This window comes from Klebsiella planticola (assembly GCF_000783935.2).
Classification (GTDB): Bacteria; Pseudomonadota; Gammaproteobacteria; order Enterobacterales; family Enterobacteriaceae; genus Klebsiella; species Klebsiella planticola.
Map to the genome: position 1 here is coordinate 292,754 of NZ_CP026047.1, position 21,439 is coordinate 314,192.

General features: G+C 54.9%; 21 protein-coding genes, 4 tRNA genes and 1 other RNA gene. 14 read left to right on the forward strand and 12 right to left on the reverse strand.

The window, feature by feature from the left end:
• Positions 1-23: 23 nt before the first annotated feature.
• A complete protein-coding gene (gltX, locus tag MC50_RS01310; RefSeq protein WP_032695522.1) occupies positions 24-1,442 on the reverse strand; it encodes a glutamate--tRNA ligase in 1,419 nt (472 codons plus the stop codon).
• Positions 1,443-1,701: 259 nt separating this feature from the next.
• Here gltX and MC50_RS01320 point away from each other — a divergent pair.
• The 5 genes from MC50_RS01320 (at position 1,702) to MC50_RS01340 (ending at position 2,251) form a co-directional block, all read left to right on the forward strand.
• Positions 1,702-1,777 (forward strand) — tRNA-Val (locus MC50_RS01320).
• 42 nt (positions 1,778-1,819) lie between these two features.
• Positions 1,820-1,895 (forward strand) — tRNA-Val (locus MC50_RS01325).
• A 46-nt stretch (positions 1,896-1,941) separates the two neighbouring features.
• Positions 1,942-2,017 (forward strand) — tRNA-Val (locus MC50_RS01330).
• 4 nt (positions 2,018-2,021) lie between these two features.
• Positions 2,022-2,097: transfer RNA gene (locus MC50_RS01335), tRNA-Lys, on the forward strand.
• Between the two features lie 34 nt (positions 2,098-2,131).
• A non-coding RNA gene (locus MC50_RS01340) (RtT sRNA) lies at positions 2,132-2,251 on the forward strand.
• A 64-nt stretch (positions 2,252-2,315) separates the two neighbouring features.
• Here the strand turns inward: MC50_RS01340 and MC50_RS01345 are convergent.
• Positions 2,316-3,242, reverse strand: coding sequence for a LysR family transcriptional regulator (locus MC50_RS01345; RefSeq protein ID WP_032695524.1), 927 nt, complete (start codon positions 3,240-3,242; stop codon positions 2,316-2,318).
• A gap of 89 nt (positions 3,243-3,331) precedes the next feature.
• Here MC50_RS01345 and MC50_RS01350 point away from each other — a divergent pair, with 89 nt between their 5' ends.
• The gene (locus tag MC50_RS01350; RefSeq protein WP_032686553.1) at positions 3,332-4,330 is read left to right on the forward strand and encodes a bile acid:sodium symporter family protein; all 999 of its coding nucleotides are present in this window, start codon (positions 3,332-3,334) and stop codon (positions 4,328-4,330) included.
• Here the strand turns inward: MC50_RS01350 and MC50_RS01355 are convergent.
• The 3 genes from MC50_RS01355 to zipA form a co-directional block, all read right to left on the reverse strand.
• On the reverse strand, positions 4,327-4,545 hold the full coding sequence (locus MC50_RS01355; protein ID WP_032686567.1) for a DUF3820 family protein: 219 nt from the start codon (positions 4,543-4,545) through the stop codon (positions 4,327-4,329). The genes MC50_RS01350 and MC50_RS01355 overlap by 4 nt on opposite strands.
• Before the next feature lies 1 nt (position 4,546).
• Positions 4,547-6,562 (reverse strand): NAD-dependent DNA ligase LigA, encoded by a 2,016-nt coding sequence (gene ligA / locus MC50_RS01360; protein ID WP_032686552.1) that lies wholly within the window; start codon positions 6,560-6,562, stop codon positions 4,547-4,549.
• Positions 6,563-6,636: 74 nt separating this feature from the next.
• Positions 6,637-7,665, reverse strand: coding sequence for a cell division protein ZipA (zipA, locus tag MC50_RS01365; RefSeq protein WP_047663363.1), 1,029 nt, complete (start codon positions 7,663-7,665; stop codon positions 6,637-6,639).
• A gap of 230 nt (positions 7,666-7,895) precedes the next feature.
• Here zipA and cysZ point away from each other — a divergent pair, with 230 nt between their 5' ends.
• The 5 genes from cysZ to crr all read left to right on the forward strand — a co-directional run bounded on the left by cysZ (position 7,896) and on the right by crr (position 12,789).
• Complete coding sequence (gene cysZ / locus MC50_RS01370) at positions 7,896-8,657, forward strand: sulfate transporter CysZ (protein ID WP_032686565.1); 762 nt, start codon at positions 7,896-7,898, stop codon at positions 8,655-8,657.
• A 199-nt stretch (positions 8,658-8,856) separates the two neighbouring features.
• Positions 8,857-9,828, forward strand: coding sequence for a cysteine synthase A (gene cysK, locus MC50_RS01375; RefSeq protein ID WP_004865450.1), 972 nt, complete (start codon positions 8,857-8,859; stop codon positions 9,826-9,828).
• A 379-nt stretch (positions 9,829-10,207) separates the two neighbouring features.
• Positions 10,208-10,465, forward strand: coding sequence for a phosphocarrier protein Hpr (gene ptsH, locus MC50_RS01385; RefSeq protein WP_000487600.1), 258 nt, complete (start codon positions 10,208-10,210; stop codon positions 10,463-10,465).
• 44 nt (positions 10,466-10,509) lie between these two features.
• Entirely contained in the window at positions 10,510-12,237 is a 1,728-nt protein-coding gene (gene ptsI, locus MC50_RS01390; protein WP_004866073.1) for a phosphoenolpyruvate-protein phosphotransferase PtsI, read from the forward strand.
• A gap of 42 nt (positions 12,238-12,279) precedes the next feature.
• Positions 12,280-12,789, forward strand: coding sequence for a PTS glucose transporter subunit IIA (gene crr, locus MC50_RS01395; RefSeq protein WP_003861316.1), 510 nt, complete (start codon positions 12,280-12,282; stop codon positions 12,787-12,789).
• Between the two features lie 43 nt (positions 12,790-12,832).
• Here the strand turns inward: crr and MC50_RS01400 are convergent, their stop codons facing one another.
• Both MC50_RS01400 and pdxK read right to left on the reverse strand, forming a co-directional pair.
• On the reverse strand, positions 12,833-13,072 hold the full coding sequence (locus MC50_RS01400) for a hypothetical protein (protein ID WP_047663364.1): 240 nt from the start codon (positions 13,070-13,072) through the stop codon (positions 12,833-12,835).
• Entirely contained in the window at positions 13,069-13,935 is an 867-nt protein-coding gene (pdxK, locus tag MC50_RS01405) for a pyridoxine/pyridoxal/pyridoxamine kinase (protein ID WP_032686547.1), read from the reverse strand. Before pdxK ends, MC50_RS01400 begins: the two co-directional genes overlap by 4 nt.
• A gap of 82 nt (positions 13,936-14,017) precedes the next feature.
• Here pdxK and ptsJ point away from each other — a divergent pair, with 82 nt between their 5' ends.
• The 3 genes from ptsJ to MC50_RS01420 are packed head-to-tail and all read left to right on the forward strand — an operon-like array spanning position 14,018 to position 16,460.
• Complete coding sequence (ptsJ, locus tag MC50_RS01410; RefSeq protein WP_046851981.1) at positions 14,018-15,313, forward strand: MocR-like B6 salvage transcription factor PtsJ; 1,296 nt, start codon at positions 14,018-14,020, stop codon at positions 15,311-15,313.
• A 14-nt stretch (positions 15,314-15,327) separates the two neighbouring features.
• Positions 15,328-16,044, forward strand: coding sequence for a type 1 glutamine amidotransferase (locus MC50_RS01415; RefSeq protein WP_032686545.1), 717 nt, complete (start codon positions 15,328-15,330; stop codon positions 16,042-16,044).
• Between the two features lie 14 nt (positions 16,045-16,058).
• Positions 16,059-16,460, forward strand: a complete 402-nt coding sequence (locus MC50_RS01420) for a YybH family protein (RefSeq protein ID WP_047663365.1) — start codon at positions 16,059-16,061, stop codon at positions 16,458-16,460.
• Here MC50_RS01420 and cysM read toward each other — a convergent pair.
• The 5 genes from cysM to MC50_RS01445 form a co-directional block, all read right to left on the reverse strand.
• Positions 16,457-17,368, reverse strand: coding sequence for a cysteine synthase CysM (gene cysM, locus MC50_RS01425; RefSeq protein WP_032695529.1), 912 nt, complete (start codon positions 17,366-17,368; stop codon positions 16,457-16,459). The two genes, MC50_RS01420 and cysM, sit on opposite strands and share 4 nt — an antisense overlap.
• A 119-nt stretch (positions 17,369-17,487) precedes the next feature.
• The gene (gene cysA / locus MC50_RS01430; RefSeq protein ID WP_004866097.1) at positions 17,488-18,582 is read right to left on the reverse strand and encodes a sulfate/thiosulfate ABC transporter ATP-binding protein CysA; all 1,095 of its coding nucleotides are present in this window, start codon (positions 18,580-18,582) and stop codon (positions 17,488-17,490) included.
• Positions 18,572-19,447: a sulfate/thiosulfate ABC transporter permease CysW gene (gene cysW, locus MC50_RS01435; RefSeq protein WP_032686543.1), complete on the reverse strand. Its 876-nt coding sequence runs from the start codon at positions 19,445-19,447 to the stop codon at positions 18,572-18,574. The genes cysA and cysW overlap by 11 nt, the downstream gene beginning before the upstream one ends.
• Entirely contained in the window at positions 19,447-20,280 is an 834-nt protein-coding gene (cysT, locus tag MC50_RS01440) for a sulfate/thiosulfate ABC transporter permease CysT (RefSeq protein WP_004866101.1), read from the reverse strand. The genes cysW and cysT overlap by 1 nt, the downstream gene beginning before the upstream one ends.
• Positions 20,280-21,296: a sulfate ABC transporter substrate-binding protein gene (locus MC50_RS01445; RefSeq protein ID WP_032686542.1), complete on the reverse strand. Its 1,017-nt coding sequence runs from the start codon at positions 21,294-21,296 to the stop codon at positions 20,280-20,282. The genes cysT and MC50_RS01445 overlap by 1 nt, the downstream gene beginning before the upstream one ends.
• Positions 21,297-21,439 lie beyond the last annotated feature (143 nt).

The following is a 21,439-nucleotide window of genomic DNA, read 5'->3' on the forward strand; positions in this document are numbered from 1 at the left end:
ACGCTTCGAGAAGCAAGCCTGAATCAGGATTGCTGGCTTTCACGTTCGGCAATAAAAGTCAGCGCTTTATTGATACGTTCTACGCTGCGGGATTTACCGATCGCATGTACAGTCACATCAAGAGCCGGTGACTGGCCTGCCCCGGTCACTGCAACGCGCAGCGGCATCCCGACTTTACCCATCCCGACTTCCAGCTCATCCGCCGTCGCCTGAATAGCATGGTGAACATTTTCTGCTGTCCAGTCAGTGATGGCGGCCAGTTTGTCACGCACGACTTCCAGCGGCTGACGAGCAACCGGACGCAGGTGTTTCTTCGCTGCGTCCGCATCAAACTCGTCAAACTCCTCGTAGAAATAGCGGCAGCTTGCCGCCATCTCTTTCAGCGTTTTGCAACGTTCACCCAGCAGAGTGACCAGCTCAGCCAGCTGCGGGCCGTTACGGGTATCGATATTTTCCTGCTCAATATGCCACTGCAGATAGGTCGCTACGTATTCCGGCGCCATCGAATTAATATAGTGATGGTTCAGCCACAGCAGTTTATCCGTGTTGAATGCGCTGGCCGATTTGCTTACTGCTCCGAGAGAGAACAACTTGATCATCTCTTCACGGCTGAAGATCTCCTGATCGCCGCTGGCCCAGCCCAGACGCACCAGGTAGTTCAGCAGAGCTTCCGGCAGGTAGCCATCATCACGATACTGCATGACGCTCACGGCGCCGTGACGTTTGGAGAGTTTCTTACCGTCATCACCATTAATCATGGAAACGTGGGCGTATACCGGTACCGGCGCGTTCAGCGCTTTCAGGATGTTGATCTGACGCGGGGTGTTGTTGATATGATCTTCACCCCGGATCACGTGAGTGATCTCCATATCCCAGTCATCCACAACCACACAGAAGTTGTAGGTCGGAGAACCGTCGGTACGACGGATGATCAGATCGTCAAGTTCCTGGTTGCTGAATTCAATTGGCCCACGGATCTGGTCGTCAAAAATAACGGATCCGTCCTGCGGGTTAGCAAAACGCACGACGCAAGGTTCATTATCGGCATGATGTTCATGGCCGTGGCGGCAGCGCCCGTCATAACGCGGCTTTTCACCCTTTGCCATCTGCTCTTCACGCAGCGCGTCCAGACGTTCTTTGGAGCAATAGCATTTATAAGCGGTACCCGCTGCCAGCATTTCATCAATGACGGCGTTATAACGGTCAAAACGTTTGGTCTGGAAGTACGGACCTTCATCCCATTCCAGATTCAGCCAGTTCATCCCATCCATGATGGCTTCAATTGCTTCCGGCGTTGAGCGTTCAAGATCGGTGTCTTCAATACGCAGTACAAACTCACCGTCATTATGACGAGCAAAAAGCCAGGAATAGAGAGCAGTACGCGCACCGCCAACGTGCAGATAGCCTGTCGGGCTGGGCGCGAAGCGAGTTTTGATTTTCATGAAATGGCCTTACGTTTAATAAAGATGCCGACAACCGGCAGAGTCCGTGGGTATTTATGGGTGAATATTCTAACACCGTGGGCTGATTCCTCAATGTTGTTCAGGTCTGAACGTCACGCTTTGCTATTTTTGTTTATAAATCATGCGTCGCGGATGCTTTTGCGATCGTTTTGGCTAATTTTACGACGAACAAACAAATTATTTAGAAAAGGCGTTGACTCATTTTCAACTCTCCCTATAATGCGACTCCACACAGCGGGGGTGATTAGCTCAGCTGGGAGAGCACCTCCCTTACAAGGAGGGGGTCGGCGGTTCGAACCCGTCATCACCCACCACTACTTATGTAGTCTCCGCCGTGTAGCAAGAAATTGAGAAGTGGGTGATTAGCTCAGCTGGGAGAGCACCTCCCTTACAAGGAGGGGGTCGGCGGTTCGATCCCGTCATCACCCACCACTTTCTCGCCAGCTGGATTTCTTGTTAAAATGTGAAGTACCGAAGTGGGTGATTAGCTCAGCTGGGAGAGCACCTCCCTTACAAGGAGGGGGTCGGCGGTTCGATCCCGTCATCACCCACCACTTCGGGTCGTTAGCTCAGTTGGTAGAGCAGTTGACTTTTAATCAATTGGTCGCAGGTTCGAATCCTGCACGACCCACCAATGTTAAAAGGCGCCCTAAAGGCGCCTTTTTGCTATGTGCCAAATTCAACAATTCGAACCTGCGGCAGGTTCGAGTCAAGCAAAGCGAGACAACGGAGCCGCTCGCGGCGACGGCCCGAAGGGCGAGCAAAGCGAGTTATCCTGCATCCCACCACACATATTCTTTACACCCGTATTGTTGTTTCTGCACACCGCGCCCGCCTCCCCTGAAGCACGCTTCATCGCTGATACAGCGGATCGTCAGTTCTGCCCGCGGTCAGCGTATTTCCCTCTTCACGCACGACTTCCCATAACGCCTGCGCGGCGGTAGAGAGTGAACGATTTTTACGCTGCGCCAGCATCAGCTGACGCTCAACAACCGGAGTGAGTCGCTTGACCCGCAAATGGCTGCCTTGAGGCAACGGTAGCGCCAGCGCCGGTAGAATGCTGATGCCAATACCCGACTCCACCATCGGAAACAGTGTCGCCGGATGCCCAATCTCCTGCACAATATTGGCGTCAATGCCAAAGCGCGCCAGCGCGGCATCAATCAACGGCCGGCTGCCGGAGGCGTAATCCTGCAATACCAGCCTCTGGCGGTGAAGCTCCTGCCAGCTCACCGATGCTCTTTCAGCAAAAGGATGATCCTCCCGGCATAAAAGCAAAAAAGGTTCCGCCAGCACCGTTTCACATTGCAGATCGGTCGCCGCGCCGGGATCGATAACAATGCCGAAATCCACTTCACCCTGGCGAATGCTTTCCAGCACCCACTGCTGCGGCCGATCGTGCAGAACAAAGTCGATCTCCGGATAACGTTGATTACTGTGGGCAATACATTGGGGGATCAGGTGCGCTGAAATCGTCTGGCTGGCGGCCACCCGTACGGTTCCGGTTAACTGCTGCCCGACCCGTCCGGCATCACGCAGCGTACTGTTCAGTTCGTCCAGCAGCCGCTCAAGTCGACCGGCCAGCTGCTGTCCCGCCTCGGTCAGTACCACCTCCCGGGTCGTACGGTCGAGCAAACGAACGCCGGTCTGGTGCTCCAGCTCTTTGACGCTATGGCTGACCGCAGACTGACTAAGACCAATGATCTCCCCTGCCCGGCTGAAGCTTTTTGCTCTGGCGACGGTGACGAAGACCTTTAACTGACGTAGCGAATAATTCATCTTTTTTATTCATGAATGGATGCAATAAATTAATTTTATTTCTCAAAATAGAAAAAGCACAATAGCGCTATCGATTTTCAGGAGCGTTTATGAAACTTTTCCGCATTCTTGATCCCTTTACTCTGACTCTTATCACCGTTGTACTGCTGGCCTCTTTTTTTCCGGCCCGCGGCGGTTTTGTTCCCTTCTTTGAAAATTTAACCACCGCCGCCATTGCGCTGCTGTTTTTTATGCACGGGGCGAAACTCTCCCGCGAGGCCATCGTCGCCGGCGGCAGCCACTGGCGTTTACACCTGTGGGTGATGTGCAGCACGTTTGTGGTATTCCCTGTTTTAGGCGTGCTGTTTGCCTGGTGGGCGCCGATTAATGTCGACCCTGCACTGTACACCGGGTTTATCTATCTCTGCATTCTGCCTGCGACCGTTCAGTCAGCCATTGCCTTTACCTCGCTGGCAGGGGGTAACGTCGCGGCGGCCGTCTGCTCGGCATCGGCTTCGAGTCTGCTGGGGATATTTATTTCGCCGCTCCTGGTCGGTCTGCTGATGAACCTGCACGGCGCCGGCGGCAGTCTGGAACAGGTCGGTAAGATTATGCTGCAACTTCTGCTGCCGTTCGTCCTGGGCCACCTCTCGCGCCCATGGATTGGCGACTGGGTTGCACGGCATAAAAAGTGGATCTCAAAAACCGACCAGACGTCAATTCTGCTGGTGGTCTATTCCGCCTTCAGCGAGGCGGTAGTGAACGGCATCTGGCATAAAGTCGGCGTCGGCTCGTTGCTCTTCATCGTGGTCGTCAGCCTGGTTCTGCTGGCTATCGTGATTGCCATTAATATCTTCGTCGCACGCAAATGCGGCTTTAATAAGGCCGATGAAATCACGATTGTTTTCTGCGGTTCGAAAAAGAGCCTGGCAAACGGTATACCGATGGCCAACATCCTCTTCCCGACGTCGATTCTGGGGATCATGGTACTGCCGCTGATGATCTTCCATCAGATTCAGCTGATGGTGTGCGCCGTTCTGGCACGACGCTACAAACGGCAGGCTGAAGCACAGCTGGCGCAGGAGAAAACCCGCGCCTCTGAGGCTTAACGCGGCTTCTTCAAGGGCTGAACCAGCTGGCTCAGCCCTTCTGTTTTAATCAACAAAGTTAATGCCATCAGCTCGCCAAGATGGCCGGCAGGAAACTGGTCTTTACGAGCAAACCACAGCAAATACTCTTCCGGTACATCAATCAGACGACGGCCTTTGTATTTGCCAAACGGCATTTCCGTATTAGCAATCTCAATGAGCTGATCCTTATCCACCTTATTCTCCCAGCAGCCGCAGCATTTCGGCTTCATCAATAACGGCAATGCCCAGCTCCTGCGCTTTAGCGAGCTTAGAGCCCGCCGCTTCGCCGGCAATCACCAGATCCGTTTTCTTCGAGACGCTGCCGGCGACTTTTGCCCCCAGCGCCATCAGCCGCGCCTTCGCATCATCGCGAGAAAGCTGGCTGAGGCTGCCGGTCAGGACAACCGTTTTACCGGCAAACGGACTATCAATCTCCTCGGCATTGACCACCACCGGCGCAGGCCAGTTGACCCCTTCGGCGCGGAGCTGCGCGATCACATCGCGGTTGTTCTCTTCAGCAAAGAAGTGAAAGACGTGCGTGGCCACGACAATGCCCACATCCGGAACTTTTTGCAGCTCCTCAATGGAAGCCTGCTCCAGCGCTTCAAGCGTGGCGAAATAGGCCGCCAGCCCGGCGGCCGTTGCTTCACCGACCTCGCGAATACCTAATGCGTAGAGGAAACGAGCAAAGGTGGTTGCTTTTGATTTTTCCAGGGCATTAACCACGTTTTGTGCTGACTTAGGCCCCATTCGATCCAGGCCAGTGAGCTTCCCGGCGGTTAAGCGGAAGAGATCCGCCGGTGTGTGAACGTACTCTTTCTCAACCAGCTGGTCGATAATTTTGTCCCCCATGCCCTCCACATCTAACGCGCGGCGGGAGACAAAATGCTTTAACGCTTCCTTACGCTGTGCGCCGCAAATTAACCCGCCGGTACAGCGCGTTACCGCCTCGCCTTCGACCCGTTCGACATCAGAATTGCACACCGGACAATGGGTCGGGAAGACTATCTCTCGCGTCTCCTCCGGACGCTCGGAGAGTACGACGTTAACGACCTGAGGAATCACGTCCCCCGCGCGGCGAATCACCACCTTATCGCCAATTCGCAGCCCCAGGCGCTCTATTTCATCGGCGTTGTGCAAAGTAGCATTACTCACCAGAACACCGGCCACATGCACCGGCTCCAGGCGAGCCACCGGGGTGATGGCTCCGGTACGCCCCACCTGAAACTCGACGTCGCGCACGAAAGTCATTTGCTCCTGCGCCGGGAACTTAAACGCCACCGCCCAGCGCGGCGCGCGGGCCACAAATCCAAGCTGTTCCTGAAGCGCCAGGGAATCGACTTTGATGACCACGCCATCAATATCAAAACCTAAATTCGGACGGTCTTCTTCAACTTTACGGTAGTAAGTAAGCACTTCCTCTGGGGTATGGCAAAGTTTCACCCGGTCGCTAACCGGCAGCCCCCACGCCTTAAACTGCTGCAGACGGCCGGAATGACTCCCCGGCAGCTCACCGCCATTCAGCGCTCCCACGCCGTAGCAAAAGAAAGTAAGTGGTCGCTTCGCCGTAATTCGCGGATCGAGTTGACGCAGAGAGCCTGCCGCCGCGTTGCGTGGGTTAGCAAACACTTTCCCTCCGGTGCGGCGGGCCTCTTCGTTAATTTTTTCGAAGCCGGCCTGCGGTAAGAAGACCTCGCCGCGAACCTCCAGCCGTGCTGGAATATTGTCGCCACGCAGTCTCAGTGGGATGGCGCGAATCGTCCTGACGTTGGCGGTGATATCTTCGCCGGTGGTGCCATCGCCACGGGTTGCCGCCTGAACCAGCACGCCGTTTTCATACAGAATGCTGACCGCCAGCCCGTCCAGCTTTAGCTCACAGCAATAGATCAGGTCATCACTGCTCTTCAGCCGATCCTGAACGCGCTTATTGAAGGCAAGGAAGCTCTCTTCATCAAAGACGTTATCCAGCGACAGCATCGGAACTTCATGGCGGACCTGGCTAAATGATGCCAGCGGCGCCGCGCCCACGCGTTGGGTTGGAGAATCAGGGGTAATCAGTTCCGGATGGAGGGCTTCAAGCTCGCGCAGTTCGCGCATTAACCGGTCATATTCCGCATCGGGAATCTCCGGGGTATCCATAACGTGGTACAGATATTCATGATGGCGAAGCGTGGTTCGCAGTTCAGTTAGTTTTTGTTCGATCGGTTCCATATCACACCATCAATGATAAAAAACCCCCGGCAGGCGGGGGTTCTGGATTGGTAGACGAAACGCCGGGGAATAAATCAGGCGTTGGCCTCTTTAACTTCACGAATACGGTCCTGATATTCGCGCAGTTTTTGCGGGGTCATCATCCGACGCTGATCGTCCAGCACCACACCACCGACTTCATCGGCAATATACTGTGCGGATTGCAGCATCAGTTTAAAGTTTTGTAGCTCATCACCAAACGACGGCACCTGCATAAAGATCGTTACGCCAGGCGTGGTCATGTCGGCCATACCATCAGGATTGAAGGTGCCCGGTTTAACCATATTTGCCAGGCTGAACAGAACCTGGCCGCTGCCGTCCGGGCTGAGATGGCGATGAAAGATATTCATATCGCCAAATTTAAAGCCCGCCTGCTGGATGCTGTTAATCAGCACTTCGCCGTTAATCTGCGTGCCCTGGTGCGCAGAAACGTTCATGACGATAACCGTTTCTTTGCGTTCTTTTGGCTGCGGCGCTGGCTGCTGAGGCTCGGAGACCTGCGGTTCAGCTACCGGCTGAGGCTGCGCGGCGACAGGCTGCGGCGCTGGCTGCTGTACCTGAGCAGGCTGTTGCGGCGCACTCTGAACGACCGGCTGCTGAGGCGACTGCTGAGGCTGATATTGCGGCGGCACAGGCTGCTGCGGCGCGACAGGTTGCGGTGGCTGTTGCACCTGAGGCGACGGCACATGAGGCTGCGGTGCCTGATGCTGAGCGGGCTGCTGCCGTACCGGCTCTTCCGGACGCACAGGCTGCTGCACCTGACGCTCGTAAGGAGGCTGGTATTGGTGTTGCGGCGGCGCCTGACGAGGTGCTTCTTGCTCCCCATGCACGCCATTTGGGGCGTGGTTAACCCGGTGAACGCGAACTTCACCTACGCCTTCAACATCGTCATCAAAGTCATCGTTCTCAGACTCTTCGTCATCGCGAGACTTCATACGTTTCAGTGGGCGATCGCGAAACATCGAGGAACGTTCTTTACGGCTGGTCCAGAAACCGTGTACCAGTAAAGCGAGTATGGCGATCGCGCCAACAATGATTAATATCAGACGCAAATCCTGCATCATTATATTCTCTGTTGTTCTAACACCTTGCCACCACGGCAAACATTTACTCACTAAGAGTATTTGCCGATTACGTCGAGTGCAAGTGTGTCTACCGCTTTCACTACATAAAGATGAACTAAATCGTGCTTTTTGCTGTTTTTTCGAACATTTCCTAACTGGTTATTGTCTGACAACCCGATAAAATAAGCGGGCATTCAGTTAGGATGTCAAAAGAGGAGCATCGCCTGACCATGGTTTCAACATCCGCATCTACCCCGCGTAGCGGCGTCTACTATTTTTCGCAGGGCTGGAAACTGATCGGGCTGCCGGGGATTCGTCGTTACGTCTTTCTGCCTCTGTTAGTCAACATCATTCTGATGGGCGGCGCCTTCTGGTGGCTGTTCACCCGCCTGGATAGCTGGATTCCATCCTTAATGGGCCATGTTCCGCAGTGGTTACAATGGCTGAACTATCTGCTGTGGCCCATCGTGGTCATCTCTATCCTGCTCGTGTTCGGGTACTTCTTCTCCACCATCGCCAACTGGATTGCCGCACCGTTTAGCGGCCTGCTCGCTGAACAGCTCGAAGCTCGTCTCACCGGCGCCACGCCGCCGGACGTGGGTATTTTTGGCATCATGAAAGACGTGCCGCGCATTATGAAGCGTGAGTGGCAAAAGTTCGCCTGGTACCTGCCGCGCGCGATCGTCCTGCTGATACTCTATTTTATTCCCGGGATTGGCCAGACTCTGGCGCCGGTACTGTGGTTCCTGTTTAGCGCGTGGATGCTGGCCATTCAGTACTGCGACTACCCCTTCGACAACCACAAGGTGTCGTTTAAAACCATGCGCGAGGCGCTGCGGACCCGTAAAGTCACCAATATGCAGTTTGGCGCTCTGACCAGCTTATTTACCATGATCCCGGTACTGAACCTGGTCATTCTGCCGGTCGCCATTTGCGGCGCAACGGCCATGTGGGTCGATTGCTATCGCGATAAACACGCCATGTGGAAATAGCGCCCTCTCCTTATGCTCAGTGCTTCGGGCCAGCAAAAGCATGGCCTGAAGCACAGCGGCTATATACCGCTCCTTATTCCTTCTGGCTTACCATTATTTCCCTTCCGAATATAGATATGCTAAATCCTTACTTCCGCATATTCTTTAAGCGGGTATGCTGAAGCCGTACTCCCAAATTTCATACAGTTAAGGACGGGCCATGAGTAAGATTTTTGAAGACAACTCCCTGACTATCGGCCACACGCCGTTAGTACGACTGAACCGAATCGGTAACGGGCGCATCCTGGCAAAGGTTGAATCACGCAACCCGAGCTTTAGCGTAAAATGCCGAATTGGTGCCAATATGATTTGGGATGCCGAAAAACGCGGTGTACTGAAAGCAGGCGTTGAACTGGTTGAACCGACCAGCGGCAACACCGGTATCGCTCTCGCCTATGTTGCGGCAGCGCGCGGGTATAAGCTGACGCTGACCATGCCGGAAACCATGAGTATTGAACGTCGTAAGTTGCTGAAAGCTCTAGGCGCGAATCTGGTGCTGACCGAAGGCGCGAAGGGCATGAAAGGCGCGATTCAGAAAGCAGAAGAGATTGTCGCCAGCAACCCGGAAAAATATCTGCTGCTGCAGCAATTCAGCAACCCGGCAAACCCGGAAATTCATGAAAAGACCACCGGTCCGGAAATCTGGGAAGATACGGATGGCCAGGTGGATGTCTTTATCTCCGGCGTCGGCACCGGCGGTACGCTGACCGGCGTGAGCCGCTACATTAAAGGCACTAAAGGCAAAAAAGATCTGATCACCGTGGCGGTTGAACCGACCGACTCCCCGGTTATCGCTCAGGCGCTGGCAGGCGTTGAGCTCAAGCCAGGTCCACATAAAATTCAGGGCATCGGTGCCGGCTTTATTCCTGGCAACCTTGATCTGAAGCTGGTTGATAAAGTGGTTGCTATCACTAACGAAGAAGCCATCTCCACCGCACGTCGCCTGATGGATGAAGAAGGTATTCTGGCCGGTATCTCATCCGGCGCGGCCGTCGCTGCCGCACTTAAGCTCCAGGAAGATGAGGCCTTTACCAATAAGAATATTGTAGTTATCCTACCGTCTTCAGGTGAGCGTTATTTAAGCACCGCGCTGTTTGCCGATCTCTTCACCGAGAAAGAACTGCAACAGTGATGCCAGCTCGTTAGCATCGTGTAAAAAAGCACCTTTTCAGGTGCTTTTTTGTGGCATACGTCAAAGTTTTACCCCTCCTGGCATTGATTCACCGCGTAGGGTCTGGTATTTAACCAACACATTTATTTTGATGCGCGAAATTATTCATAATCGGATTTCCGTAAGCTGAATCGATTTTATGATTTGGTTCAAGTCTTCCTTTCGCTGCATAATGTTTAATGACGTGCCAGACGTCCACGGCCAGATGGTCTTCACAGCGAACACGCTGCTGACACCTTAGCCAGACACGTAATGCCGGCGCTAACAATACAGGCTAAAGCCTTGCCGTTAGGCTAGACTTTAGGTCCACAACACTAAACCTATAAGTTGGGGAAATATAATGTTCCAGCAAGAAGTTACCATTACCGCTCCGAACGGTCTGCACACCCGCCCTGCTGCTCAGTTTGTTAAAGAAGCAAAAGGCTTCACTTCTGAGATCACTGTAACCTCCAACGGCAAAAGCGCCAGCGCCAAAAGCCTGTTCAAACTGCAGACTCTGGGTCTGACTCAGGGTACCGTCGTGACTATCTCCGCTGAAGGCGAAGATGAGCAGAAAGCAGTTGAGCATCTGGTAAAACTGATGGCTGAACTCGAATAAGTTCACGGGTTCTTTTTAATATCAGTCACAAGTAAGGTAGGGTTATGATTTCAGGCATTTTAGCATCCCCGGGTATCGCTTTCGGTAAGGCTCTCCTGCTGAAAGAAGACGAAATTGTCATCGACCGGAAGAAAATTTCTGCCGATAAGGTTGATCAGGAAGTCGAACGTTTCCTGAGCGGCCGCGCCAAGGCCTCCGCCCAGCTGGAGGTCATCAAAACCAAAGCTGGTGAAACTTTCGGTGAAGAAAAAGAAGCCATCTTCGAAGGGCACATCATGCTGCTGGAAGATGAGGAGCTTGAGCAGGAAATCATAGCCCTGATTAAAGATAAGCAGATGACTGCCGATGCGGCAGCAAATGAGATTATCGAAGGTCAGGCCACTGCCCTGGAAGAGCTGGATGATGAATACCTGAAAGAACGTGCGGCTGACGTACGTGACATTGGTAAGCGCCTGCTGCGCAACATCCTCGGCCTGGCTATCATCGATCTGAGCGCGATTCAGGAAGAAGTGATTCTGGTTGCCGCCGATCTGACTCCGTCGGAAACCGCACAGCTGAACCTGAACAAGGTGCTGGGCTTCATCACCGACGCCGGTGGCCGTACCTCCCACACCTCTATCATGGCGCGTTCCCTTGAACTGCCAGCCATCGTGGGCACCGGTAGCGTCACCACCCAGGTGAAAAACGGCGATTATCTGGTCCTTGATGCGGTGAATAACCAGGTTCTGGTTAACCCGACCAACGAACAAATCGAAGAGCTGCGTAAACTGCAGATTCAGGTCGCTGAAGAGAAAGCAGAGCTGGCTAAGCTGAAAGATCTGCCGGCGATTACGCTGGACGGACATCAGGTTGAAGTCTGCGCCAACATCGGTACCGTACGTGACGTCGATGGCGCTGAGCGCAACGGCGCAGAAGGCGTAGGTCTGTACCGTACAGAATTCCTGTTCATGGACCGCGATGCGCTGCCGACTGAAGAAGAGCAGTTTGCTGCCTATAAAGCGGTTGCCGAAGCGTGCGGTTCTCAGGCCGTTATCGTTCGTACCATGGACATTGGCGGCGATAAAGAACTGCCGTACATGAACTTCCCGAAAGAAGAGAACCCGTTCCTGGGCTGGCGTGCCGTACGTATCGCGATGGATCGTAAAGAGATCCTGCGTGACCAGGTACGTGCCATCCTGCGCGCCTCCGCGTTCGGTAAGCTTCGCATCATGTTCCCGATGATCATCTCTGTTGAAGAAGTGCGTGCGCTGAAGAAAGAGATTGAGATCTACAAGCAGGAACTGCGTGACGAAGGTAAAGCATTTGACGAAAAAATCGAAGTCGGCGTAATGGTTGAAACACCGGCCGCGGCAACGATTGCCCGTCATTTAGCGAAAGAAGTCGATTTCTTTAGTATCGGAACCAATGATTTAACGCAATATACTCTGGCAGTTGACCGTGGTAATGATATGATTTCACATCTTTACCAGCCCATGTCGCCATCTGTACTGACGCTGATTAAGCAAGTAATTGATGCTTCTCATGCCGAAGGCAAATGGACTGGCATGTGTGGTGAGCTTGCGGGCGATGAACGTGCTACACTTCTGTTGCTGGGTATGGGGCTGGACGAATTCTCTATGAGCGCCATTTCCATCCCGCGTATCAAGAAGATTATTCGTAACACGAACTTCGAAGATGCGAAAGTATTAGCAGAGCAGGCTCTTGCTCAACCGACAACGGACGAGTTAATGACGCTGGTTAACAAGTTCATTGAAGAAAAAACAATCTGCTAATCCACGAGATGCGCGGCCCAAATTACTGCTTAGGAGAAGATCATGGGTTTGTTCGATAAATTGAAATCTCTGGTTTCTGATGACAAAAAAGACTCCGGAACTATTGAGATTGTTGCTCCGCTCTCTGGCGAGATCGTCAACATCGAAGACGTGCCGGATGTGGTTTTTGCGGAAAAAATTGTGGGTGATGGCATTGCCATCAAACCTACCGGCAACAAAATGGTTGCGCCGGTAGACGGTACCATCGGTAAAATCTTTGAAACCAACCATGCATTCTCTATTGAATCGGATAGCGGCATCGAGCTGTTTGTTCACTTCGGTATTGATACCGTTGAACTGAAAGGCGAAGGCTTCAAACGCATTGCCGAAGAAGGTCAGCGTGTGAAAGTGGGTGACCCGGTCATCGAATTCGATCTGCCGCTGCTGGAAGAGAAAGCCAAGTCGACCCTGACTCCGGTTGTTATCTCCAACATGGACGAGATCAAAGAGCTGATCAAACTGTCCGGTAGCGTTACCGTGGGTGAAACCCCGGTCATTCGCATCAAGAAGTAATTCTTGCCGCAGAAAAAATGGCGCCCTATTGGCGCCATTTTTTTTACAGGATGGATTTTACCGGCCAAAAGCATTTCTCCCGGGAGAGGACCTTCATTCCCTCTGGTCCACTTTCCAGAATCCGCCGTTCGCTATCTGAAACCAACAGATCGCACTGGTATCCACCGGTGACGCCAAACAGCGACCGGGCCACGCAGACATCTTCCAGGGCATCATTACCGGCGGTATCAAAATAACCAACAATACGCCCTTGCTGACGTACAACTAAACGATAGCTCTTCATGCGCTTACCTCCGGCGGCGGCAGGATCAGCTCATCACAGCCCTGTCGATCGGTCCAGGTCATCACTGCCAGCACGCGCTGCGCCGCAGCATGCGTCGCCGCTCCCAGCGCCAGCCCCGACATCAGGCCGCTGATCAGCTCGGCGCAAAACAGGTCGCCGGTACCTTTCAGGTCCGTTTCAACCCGCGGATGGACCACCACCTCAACCGAATCAGCCGTCACCACCAGAACGTTAATCGTCGCGCTGTCCATTCCCGGAGCGCTGGTAATCACCACCCACTTCAGCGAGTCGGATAACAGACTACGCGCGGCAGCGATGGCCTCCTGCTGATGGCGGCAGGGCATGCCGCTCAGCGTTTCCAGTTCGAACAGGTTTGGCGTTATCCCCTGCGCCAGCGGCAGCAGATGAGTACGATAGGCATCCGGAATCTCCGCCTTTACGTAGATCCCGCTGTCGACATCGCCAATGACCGGGTCAACAAGAATACAGAGCTGAGGGTGAGATTTGCGGATCCGGCGTAACCACTGTGCCAGACGTTCTATCTGTACCGCGCTGCCCATATAACCCGTGGTCACCGCCCGCAGTTCACGCAGCGCGTCACGCTCCTCCAGCGCCTGCAGGTAACCCACAAACCACGCTTCCGGAATCACTCCGCCATAGAACGTATCGTAGTGTGGCGTATTACTGAAAAGCACGGTCGGCACGGCCATCACCCGCAGTCCATGCTGTTTAATGGCCGGCACCGCGATACTGTTACCGACGCTACCGTACACGACTTGCGATTGCACGGCGACGATGTCGACCTGCAGCGCCCGGCTCTTATCGTTGAAGAGCACTGATTGTATTTCGTCTTGTTGGCCCATCCCTTCTCCCCCCGCTGGACAGCGGGTCATACTCTGATTATCATTCGTCCTATGCTAAAATTCATTTTGTCATAGGTCAATAATGATCGTTGGAAAAACCGCCAGTGAAATTTTTGATAACATCCGCCATCTGATACAAAGCGGTGTATTAAAACCCGGAGAGACGCTGCCTCCGGTTCGTGAGCTGGCTGCTGAGCTGACGGTTAACCGCAACACCGTCGCAGCGGTCTATAAACGGCTGGTCACCTCCGGGCTGGCCGTCAGTCAAGGGCGCAACGGTACCGCCATTAAATCCGCGAACGCTCCCCTGCCGCAGGAAGGCGGAGATCCCTCGTCGCCACTCAGGGATATCTCCGGTGGTAACCCGGATCCCCGCCGCCTGCCGGATCTCGCTCGCTATCTGAATCAGCTCTCGCTGACCCCGCACCTGTACGGCGATGCTGCCGTGGAACCTAAGCTGGCGGCCTGGGCGCAGCGCTGGATGCACCAGGACCTGGGAATCCAGGCTGAGATTAACCTGACCAGTGGCGCCATCGATGCGCTGGAGCGGCTGCTTTGCGCCCTGCTTCTGCCCGGCGATGGCGTGGTGGTTGAAGACCCCTGCTTTCTCAGCAGTATCAATATGCTGCGCTACGCCGGATTTAATGCCTGTCCGGTGGCCGTTGACGGTGAGGGGATATTGCCTGACGAACTGGAACTGGCCTTACGCAGCGGCGCGCGAGCCGTCATTCTGACCCCACGCGCGCACAACCCGACCGGCTGTAGCTTCAGTGAAGCCAGAGCAGCGGCTATTCGCGAGATACTGACTCGCTACCCGCAGGTGCTGGTGATTATTGATGACCACTTCGCATTGTTATCGGCAACGCCCTGGCATTCCCCCCTGCCCGCCACCACGCAGCGCTGGGCGCTGGTACGCTCCCTGTCAAAAACGCTCGGGCCGGACCTGCGTCTGGCGTTTGTCGCCAGCGATAGCACCACCTCAGCTGCGCTACGTCTGCGGCTCAACGCCGGCAGCCAGTGGGTCAGCCATCTGCTGCAGGGCTTTGCCTTTGCCTGCCTGAATGATAGCGTCTTTACTGCCTCGCTGGCGGAGAGTCGGCGCCATTATCGTCGGCAGAATGAAAAACTGGCCGCGGCCCTGACCCACCGTGGTTTCCCCCCCTTTCCTCCGGGAGATGGCCTGAATTTCTGGCTGCCGCTAACGCAGCCGAGCCAGCCAATAGCCCTGCGCTTAGCCCGCGCCGGCTGGTTAGTCCGCGAAGGCGAAGCGTTCGGTATTCGCACGCCATCGCACGGCCTTCGGCTATCGCCGGGGACGTTAAGCGATGATGAGATTGAGCGCCTGGCTGACGATTTACACCTCGTTCTACAACCCTGACGGGAGTGACGTCTATGCACATTTATTTTATCGTCCACGAACACTTTGAAGCACCGGGAGCCTACCTCCACTGGGCCCAGGAGCGGGGCTACACCACCGGCTGGTCACGGGTATATGCCGGTGACCCGCTGCCGGCAAACGCCGATGCCTTCGATATGTTGGTGGTACTCGGCGGCCCGCAGTCGCCTCGTACGACGCTGGCGGAGTGTGCTTATTTTGATACGCATGCTGAGCAACATCTTATTGCCCAGGCCATCGCCGCCGGGCGGATGGTCATCGGCATTTGTCTTGGATCGCAACTGATTGGCGAAGCGCTGGGCGCCCCGGTCATGCAAAGCCCGGAAAAAGAGATCGGCCACTACCCTGTCACCCTCACCGTAGAGGGTTTACGCGACCCGAATATCGCTCATTTTGGCCCTGCTCTGGTCGTGGGGCACTGGCATAACGATATGCCCGGCATGACGCCGACGGCGACGGTTCTGGCCGCAAGCGAAGGTTGCCCGCGACAAATTGTGAAATATGGCGACCGGGTATATGGTTTCCAGTGCCATATGGAATTTGACGCAGAGGTCATTGAACGACTAATCACCCATTCGCAGGAGGAGCTTGAGGCGGCAAGAGGCCGGCGTTTTATCCGTTCCGTACAGGAGATGCGCAGCTGGGATTATCGCGAGATGAACCAGAAACTGTGGACATTTCTCGATAATCTGGTGATCCATTATCCGCACTAAACCCGAGGGTATGCATGGTAAACCCGCAGCTAAAAGCCGTCATTGAAGCGTGCGACCGCGCGATATCGCAGGAAGACTACGATACGTTAATGGACTACTACGCAGAGGATGCCCTGCTGGTGGTGCAGCCGGGACGGATCGTGAAAGGCAAGGAGAACATCCGCAAAGCCTTTCTCGCCATTGCCGACTATTTTCAGCACCGGCTGGTGGTGACGCAAGGCAAAATGGAGATACTGGAAGGCGGTGACACTGCGCTGGTGATTATGGAAACCCGGCTGGATGTACCGACTCCACAGGGGGGAACCACCCAGGTTACACGCCGCGCCACCTATGTTTTTCGCTGGCAGGAACAGCGCTGGCTATGTACCGTAGATAACTCCTACGGTACCGATCTGCTGGACTCACCTGCCAGTTAAATACCCGCCCCCTGGCTGAAGTGCTCTTCGCCAAAAACCCCGGTGGACAGGTAGCGATCGCCGCGATCGCAGACGATCGCCACCACTACCGCGCCGGGGTTTTCCCGCGCGACACGTAATGCGCCGGCCACCGCGCCGCCTGAGCTGACGCCGCAAAAAATACCTTCCCGTACCGCCAGCATACGCATGGTGTTTTCCGCATCCTGCTGGTGAATATCCAGCACCGCATCGACCAGCGAAGCATTAAAAATTCCCGGCATATACTCTGCCGGCCAGCGCCGAATCCCCGGAATGCTGCTGCCCTCTTCCGGCTGAAGCCCCACGATGCTCACCGGCTTATCCTGTTCACGCAGAAAGCGGGATACGCCGGTAATGGTGCCGGTAGTGCCCATACTGGAGACAAAATGGCTGATTCGCCCGGCGGTCTGCTGCCAGATTTCCGGCCCGGTGGTGGTGTAATGCGCATAGGGGTTATCCGGATTGTTGAACTGATCCAGCAGTTTCCCTTCGCCACGCTGCGCCATTTCTGCCGCCAGATCGCGCGCGCCTTCCATCCCCTGCTCTTTGGTTACCAGAATCAGCTCGGCACCGTAGGCCAGCATCGCAGCACGGCGCTCCTGGCTCATGTTGTCCGGCATCAGGAGCTTCATCTGATAGCCTTTCAGCGCGGCAATCATCGCCAGCGCGATCCCGGTATTCCCGCTGGTGGCTTCAATCAGGACATCACCGGGCTTTATTTCACCGCGTTTTTCAGCTTCAACGATCATTGAAAGCGCGGCGCGGTCCTTTACTGAACCCGCCGGGTTATTGCCTTCCAGTTTGACCCAGATTTCACTGCCGTTGTCCGGTCCCATGCGCTGAAGCTTGACCAGAGGGGTATTACCGATGGTGTGTTCAAGTGTATTCACGATTTTTACTCAATAAAAAAGCCGGGTGGCGCTTCGCTTACCCGGCCTACAAGACGCAGTGATAACTGTAGGCCCGGTAAGCGCAGCGTCACCGGGCGATAAACATATTCAATAAACTATCAGGCTGACTCCGCCAGAGCAATATCCTCACGCGGCTCTATCCGCTGATTGCCGTTATAGAGTCGCGCATTCTGTAAGCCGACAAACAGCCGTTCACCGCGATACGGCGCGTCATCGCCCGACAGCACGACGGTCAGCGGTTCGTCATACCACCCTAATGGCTGAACAACTAATTGGGTGTAGTGCCCTTTCGGACTGGCTTCCAGTACCTGGACCGGCAAGGGTGAATCGAGGCTGGTACGGCGACTGATATCCACTTCCCAGGGGCGGAGGAACAGATCCACCGGCCCTTGATAAGCCGGGGTATACCCCAACGGCCAACGATGAGCACCGACATGGAACTGGCCACCGCGAACAATCCCTTTCAGGCGGTTAACCTCGCCCATAAACTCCAGTACAAAGCGGGTAGACGGTTCACGCCAGACCTGTTCCGGTGCATCGGCCTGTTCGATATTGCCCTGGCTCATGACCACCACGCGGTCGGCCACTTCCATCGCCTCTTCCTGATCGTGGGTCACGAACACGCTGGTAAACTTCAGCTCTTCATGCAACTGACGCAGCCAGCGGCGCAGCTCTTTGCGCACCTGAGCGTCCAGCGCACCGAAGGGCTCATCGAGCAGCAGAATTTGCGGCTCCACGGCTAACGCTCGCGCTAACGCCACGCGCTGCTTTTGCCCACCGGACAGCTGCGCCGGGTAGCGATCGGCAAGATGAGCCAGCTGCACCATTTCCAGCAGCCGGGTAACTTTCGCTTTGATCCCGGCGGCGTTCGGACGTTCACGACGCGGCAACACCGTCAGCCCGAAGGCGATATTCTCAAATACCGTCATATGGCGGAACAGCGCATAGTGCTGGAAGACGAAGCCCACTTTACGGTCACGGGCGTGAACGCGGCTCACGTCGGTACCATGGAAACGAATATGACCGCTGGATTGATTCTCCAGACCAGCAATAATACGCAGCAGCGTGGTTTTCCCGGAGCCTGACGGCCCCAGCAGCGCAACCATCTGTCCGGAAGGGATATCCAGAGAGATATCATTCAGCACCTGAGTGCGTCCAAAAGATTTCTTAATATTGACAATCTCAATGCTCATGATTCCCCTCCAGTTGCGCGCGTTTTTCCTGATTGGCCAGACGCCATTGCAACATACTCTTTAAAAACAAAGTCAAAATAGCCATTAACGTCAGCAGAGCTGCGGCGGTAAAGGAACCGACGGTATTGTAATCCTGCTCCAGCAATTCAATCTGCAGCGGCAGCGACAGGGTTTCACCGCGAATCGAGCCCGAAACCACCGAAACGGCGCCAAACTCCCCGATAGCACGAGCGTTGGTCAGCACCACGCCGTATAACAGCGCCCAACGGATATTCGGCAGAGTCACCCGGCGGAACATCTGCCAGCCGGACGCGCCGAGCAGAATCGCCGCTTCATCTTCATTACTGCCCTGACTGATCATCACCGGAACCAGCTCACGCACCACAAATGGGCAGGTGACAAAGATGGTGGCCAACACCATGCCAGGCCAGGCAAACATGATTTGCAGGTTATGTGCGTCCAGCCAGCCACCGAGCGGACCGTTGGAACCGTAGAACAGCAGATAGACCAGCCCCGCCACCACCGGCGAAACGGCAAAAGGAATATCCAGCAGCGTCAGCAACAGCTGGCGGCCAGGGAAGTTAAAACGTGTCACCAGCCACGCCAGCAGCGTGCCAAAGACCAGGTTTACCGGTACGGTAATCAGCGCAATCATCACCGTCAGCCAGATTGCGTGCAGCATGTCCGGATTAGCCAGGTTGTGCAGGACCGGCATCAGCCCTTTGCTGAAGGCCTGGACGAAGATATAGACCATCGGCACGATCAGAATGAAAGCGGAAACCAATATTCCGGTGCCGATCAGAAACCATTTCCCCCAGTTGATGCGGGGCGCATCGTAACGCTTCAATTGAGTAACTTCCGCCATTAGTGACCTACCACACGTCGACCAAAGCGACTTTGCAGGGTGTTGATGGAAAACAGCAGCAGCAGCGAAGCCGCCAGGATCACCGACGCAATCGCGCTCGCCGCCGGGTAATCAAACTCCTGCAGGCGCACGAAAATCATCAGGGAGGTGACTTCGGTTTTCCATGCGATGTTGCCGGCGATGAAAATCACCGCGCCAAACTCGCCAAGGCTACGCGTAAATGACAGCGCGATCCCGGCCAGCAGCGCCGGAGAGAGCTCAGGCAGCACCACTTTACGGAAGCTCTGCAGGCGCGTGGCGCCCAGCGTTTCCGCCGCTTCTTCATATTCCGGCCCCAGCTCTTCCAGTACCGGTTGAACCGTACGGACCACGAAAGGAATACTGGTAAACGCCATGGCGACCGCGATACCGAGCCAGGTATAGGTCACCTTAATATCAAACTTCGCCAGCCACTCGCCGTAAAAGCCGTTGACCGAAAACAGTGAAGCGAGGGTCAGGCCGGCGACTGCCGTCGGCAGAGCAAACGGCAGGTCCATCAGCGCATCGAGCAGCGTACGGCCCGGAAAGCGATAGCGCGTCAGAATCCAGGCCATCAGCAGGCCAAATACGCCATTAAAAATTGAGGCGACAAACGCCGACAGCAGCGTGACTTTGTAGGCCGCCACCACCTGCGGGTTGGTCACCACTTCCCAGTACTGCCCCCAGGTCATCTGCGCCAGCTGCATCACCAGCGCACTCAGGGGGAGCAGTAAAATCAAGCAGACAAACAGCAGGCTGGTGCCGAGGCTCAGGGTAAAGCCAGGCAGCACGCGCTTAGATGCAGCAGCAAACATTACTTACGCCCCGCCGCCAGCAGTTTGTCCAGCTCACCGCCGCTGACAAAGTGGGTTTTCATTACCTGCGGCCAGGAGCCAAACTGGTCTTCGACGCGGAACAGTTCGGTCTGCGGGAATTTATCCTTTAACGTCTCCATCACCTGCGGGTTGTTCACGCGATAGTAATAGTCGGTGATGATCGTCTGCGCCTGCGGGCTATAGAGCCAGTTCAGATAAGCCTTCGCCGCCTTCTCGGTTCCGTTGGCCTTGACGTTTTTGTCCACCCAGGCAACCGGGAACTCCGCCAGAATATTGACCTTCGGCACCACCACTTCGAAGCCCTGGTCCTCGTACTGTTTGCGAATATTGTTCACTTCCGATTCAAAGGTAATCAGGACGTCGCCAAGTCCACGTTCAACGAAGGTGGTGGTTGCGCCGCGGCCGCCGGTATCAAACACTTCGACGTTTTTCAGGAACTGGGTCATAAACTGCTCGGTTTTCGCTTTATCGCCACCGTCAGCTTTATCTGCGGCTCCCCATGCAGCCAGATAGGTATAGCGCGCGTTGCCGGACGTTTTCGGATTCGGGAAAATCAGCTTCACGTCAGGGCGCACCAGATCGCTCCATTCATGAATATTCTTCGGGTTCCCCTTACGCACCAGGAACGCCATGGTGGAGTAGAACGGCGAGCTGTTGTTCGGCAGACGGCTTTGCCAGTCGGCGGGGATCAGATTGCCTTTGTCATGCAGAATCTGTACATCCGTCACCTGGTTATAGGTCACCACATCGGCTTTTAAGCCCTGCAATATGGCCAGCGCCTGTTTTGACGAACCGGCATGAGATTGTTTGATCGTCAGCTTATCGCCGGCATTATCTTTCGCCCACTGCTGTTCAAACGGCGGATTAAGGGCGGCAAACAGCTCGCGGGAGACATCATAAGAGCTGTTCAGCAGCTCAGTCGCCTGCGCCTGCGCAACCAGCAGCATCGAAGCAGCCAGTGCCAGATATCCTTTGTTCAGTGATTTAACCGCCATTGCGCACCCTTATCAGTTTGATGACTTTCTTATAGCCATAATATTTATAACGAGTATGAAAGGAGTAACGGTTTTATATACCGTTTGGCGATTTGGAAGTCGAAAAGAGAATAAGCCGTTTACAAACCCGTACGAAGGCGGAT

Excerpts from the sequence above, each read along its gene's own strand:
- gltX (WP_032695522.1), bottom strand. The coding sequence starts at position 1,442 with ATGAAAATCAAAACTCGCTTCGCGCCCAGCCCGACAGGCTATCTGCAC.
- MC50_RS01345 (WP_032695524.1), bottom strand. The coding sequence starts at position 3,242 with ATGAATTATTCGCTACGTCAGTTAAAGGTCTTCGTCACCGTCGCCAGA.
- MC50_RS01350 (WP_032686553.1), top strand. The coding sequence starts at position 3,332 with ATGAAACTTTTCCGCATTCTTGATCCCTTTACTCTGACTCTTATCACC.
- ligA (WP_032686552.1), bottom strand. The coding sequence starts at position 6,562 with ATGGAACCGATCGAACAAAAACTAACTGAACTGCGAACCACGCTTCGC.
- zipA (WP_047663363.1), bottom strand. The coding sequence starts at position 7,665 with ATGATGCAGGATTTGCGTCTGATATTAATCATTGTTGGCGCGATCGCC.
- cysZ (WP_032686565.1), top strand. The coding sequence starts at position 7,896 with ATGGTTTCAACATCCGCATCTACCCCGCGTAGCGGCGTCTACTATTTT.
- cysK (WP_004865450.1), top strand. The coding sequence starts at position 8,857 with ATGAGTAAGATTTTTGAAGACAACTCCCTGACTATCGGCCACACGCCG.
- ptsH (WP_000487600.1), top strand. The coding sequence starts at position 10,208 with ATGTTCCAGCAAGAAGTTACCATTACCGCTCCGAACGGTCTGCACACC.
- ptsI (WP_004866073.1), top strand. The coding sequence starts at position 10,510 with ATGATTTCAGGCATTTTAGCATCCCCGGGTATCGCTTTCGGTAAGGCT.
- crr (WP_003861316.1), top strand. The coding sequence starts at position 12,280 with ATGGGTTTGTTCGATAAATTGAAATCTCTGGTTTCTGATGACAAAAAA.
- MC50_RS01400 (WP_047663364.1), bottom strand. The coding sequence starts at position 13,072 with ATGAAGAGCTATCGTTTAGTTGTACGTCAGCAAGGGCGTATTGTTGGT.
- pdxK (WP_032686547.1), bottom strand. The coding sequence starts at position 13,935 with ATGGGCCAACAAGACGAAATACAATCAGTGCTCTTCAACGATAAGAGC.
- ptsJ (WP_046851981.1), top strand. The coding sequence starts at position 14,018 with ATGATCGTTGGAAAAACCGCCAGTGAAATTTTTGATAACATCCGCCAT.
- MC50_RS01415 (WP_032686545.1), top strand. The coding sequence starts at position 15,328 with ATGCACATTTATTTTATCGTCCACGAACACTTTGAAGCACCGGGAGCC.
- MC50_RS01420 (WP_047663365.1), top strand. The coding sequence starts at position 16,059 with ATGGTAAACCCGCAGCTAAAAGCCGTCATTGAAGCGTGCGACCGCGCG.
- cysA (WP_004866097.1), bottom strand. The coding sequence starts at position 18,582 with ATGAGCATTGAGATTGTCAATATTAAGAAATCTTTTGGACGCACTCAG.
- cysW (WP_032686543.1), bottom strand. The coding sequence starts at position 19,447 with ATGGCGGAAGTTACTCAATTGAAGCGTTACGATGCGCCCCGCATCAAC.
- cysT (WP_004866101.1), bottom strand. The coding sequence starts at position 20,280 with ATGTTTGCTGCTGCATCTAAGCGCGTGCTGCCTGGCTTTACCCTGAGC.
- MC50_RS01445 (WP_032686542.1), bottom strand. The coding sequence starts at position 21,296 with ATGGCGGTTAAATCACTGAACAAAGGATATCTGGCACTGGCTGCTTCG.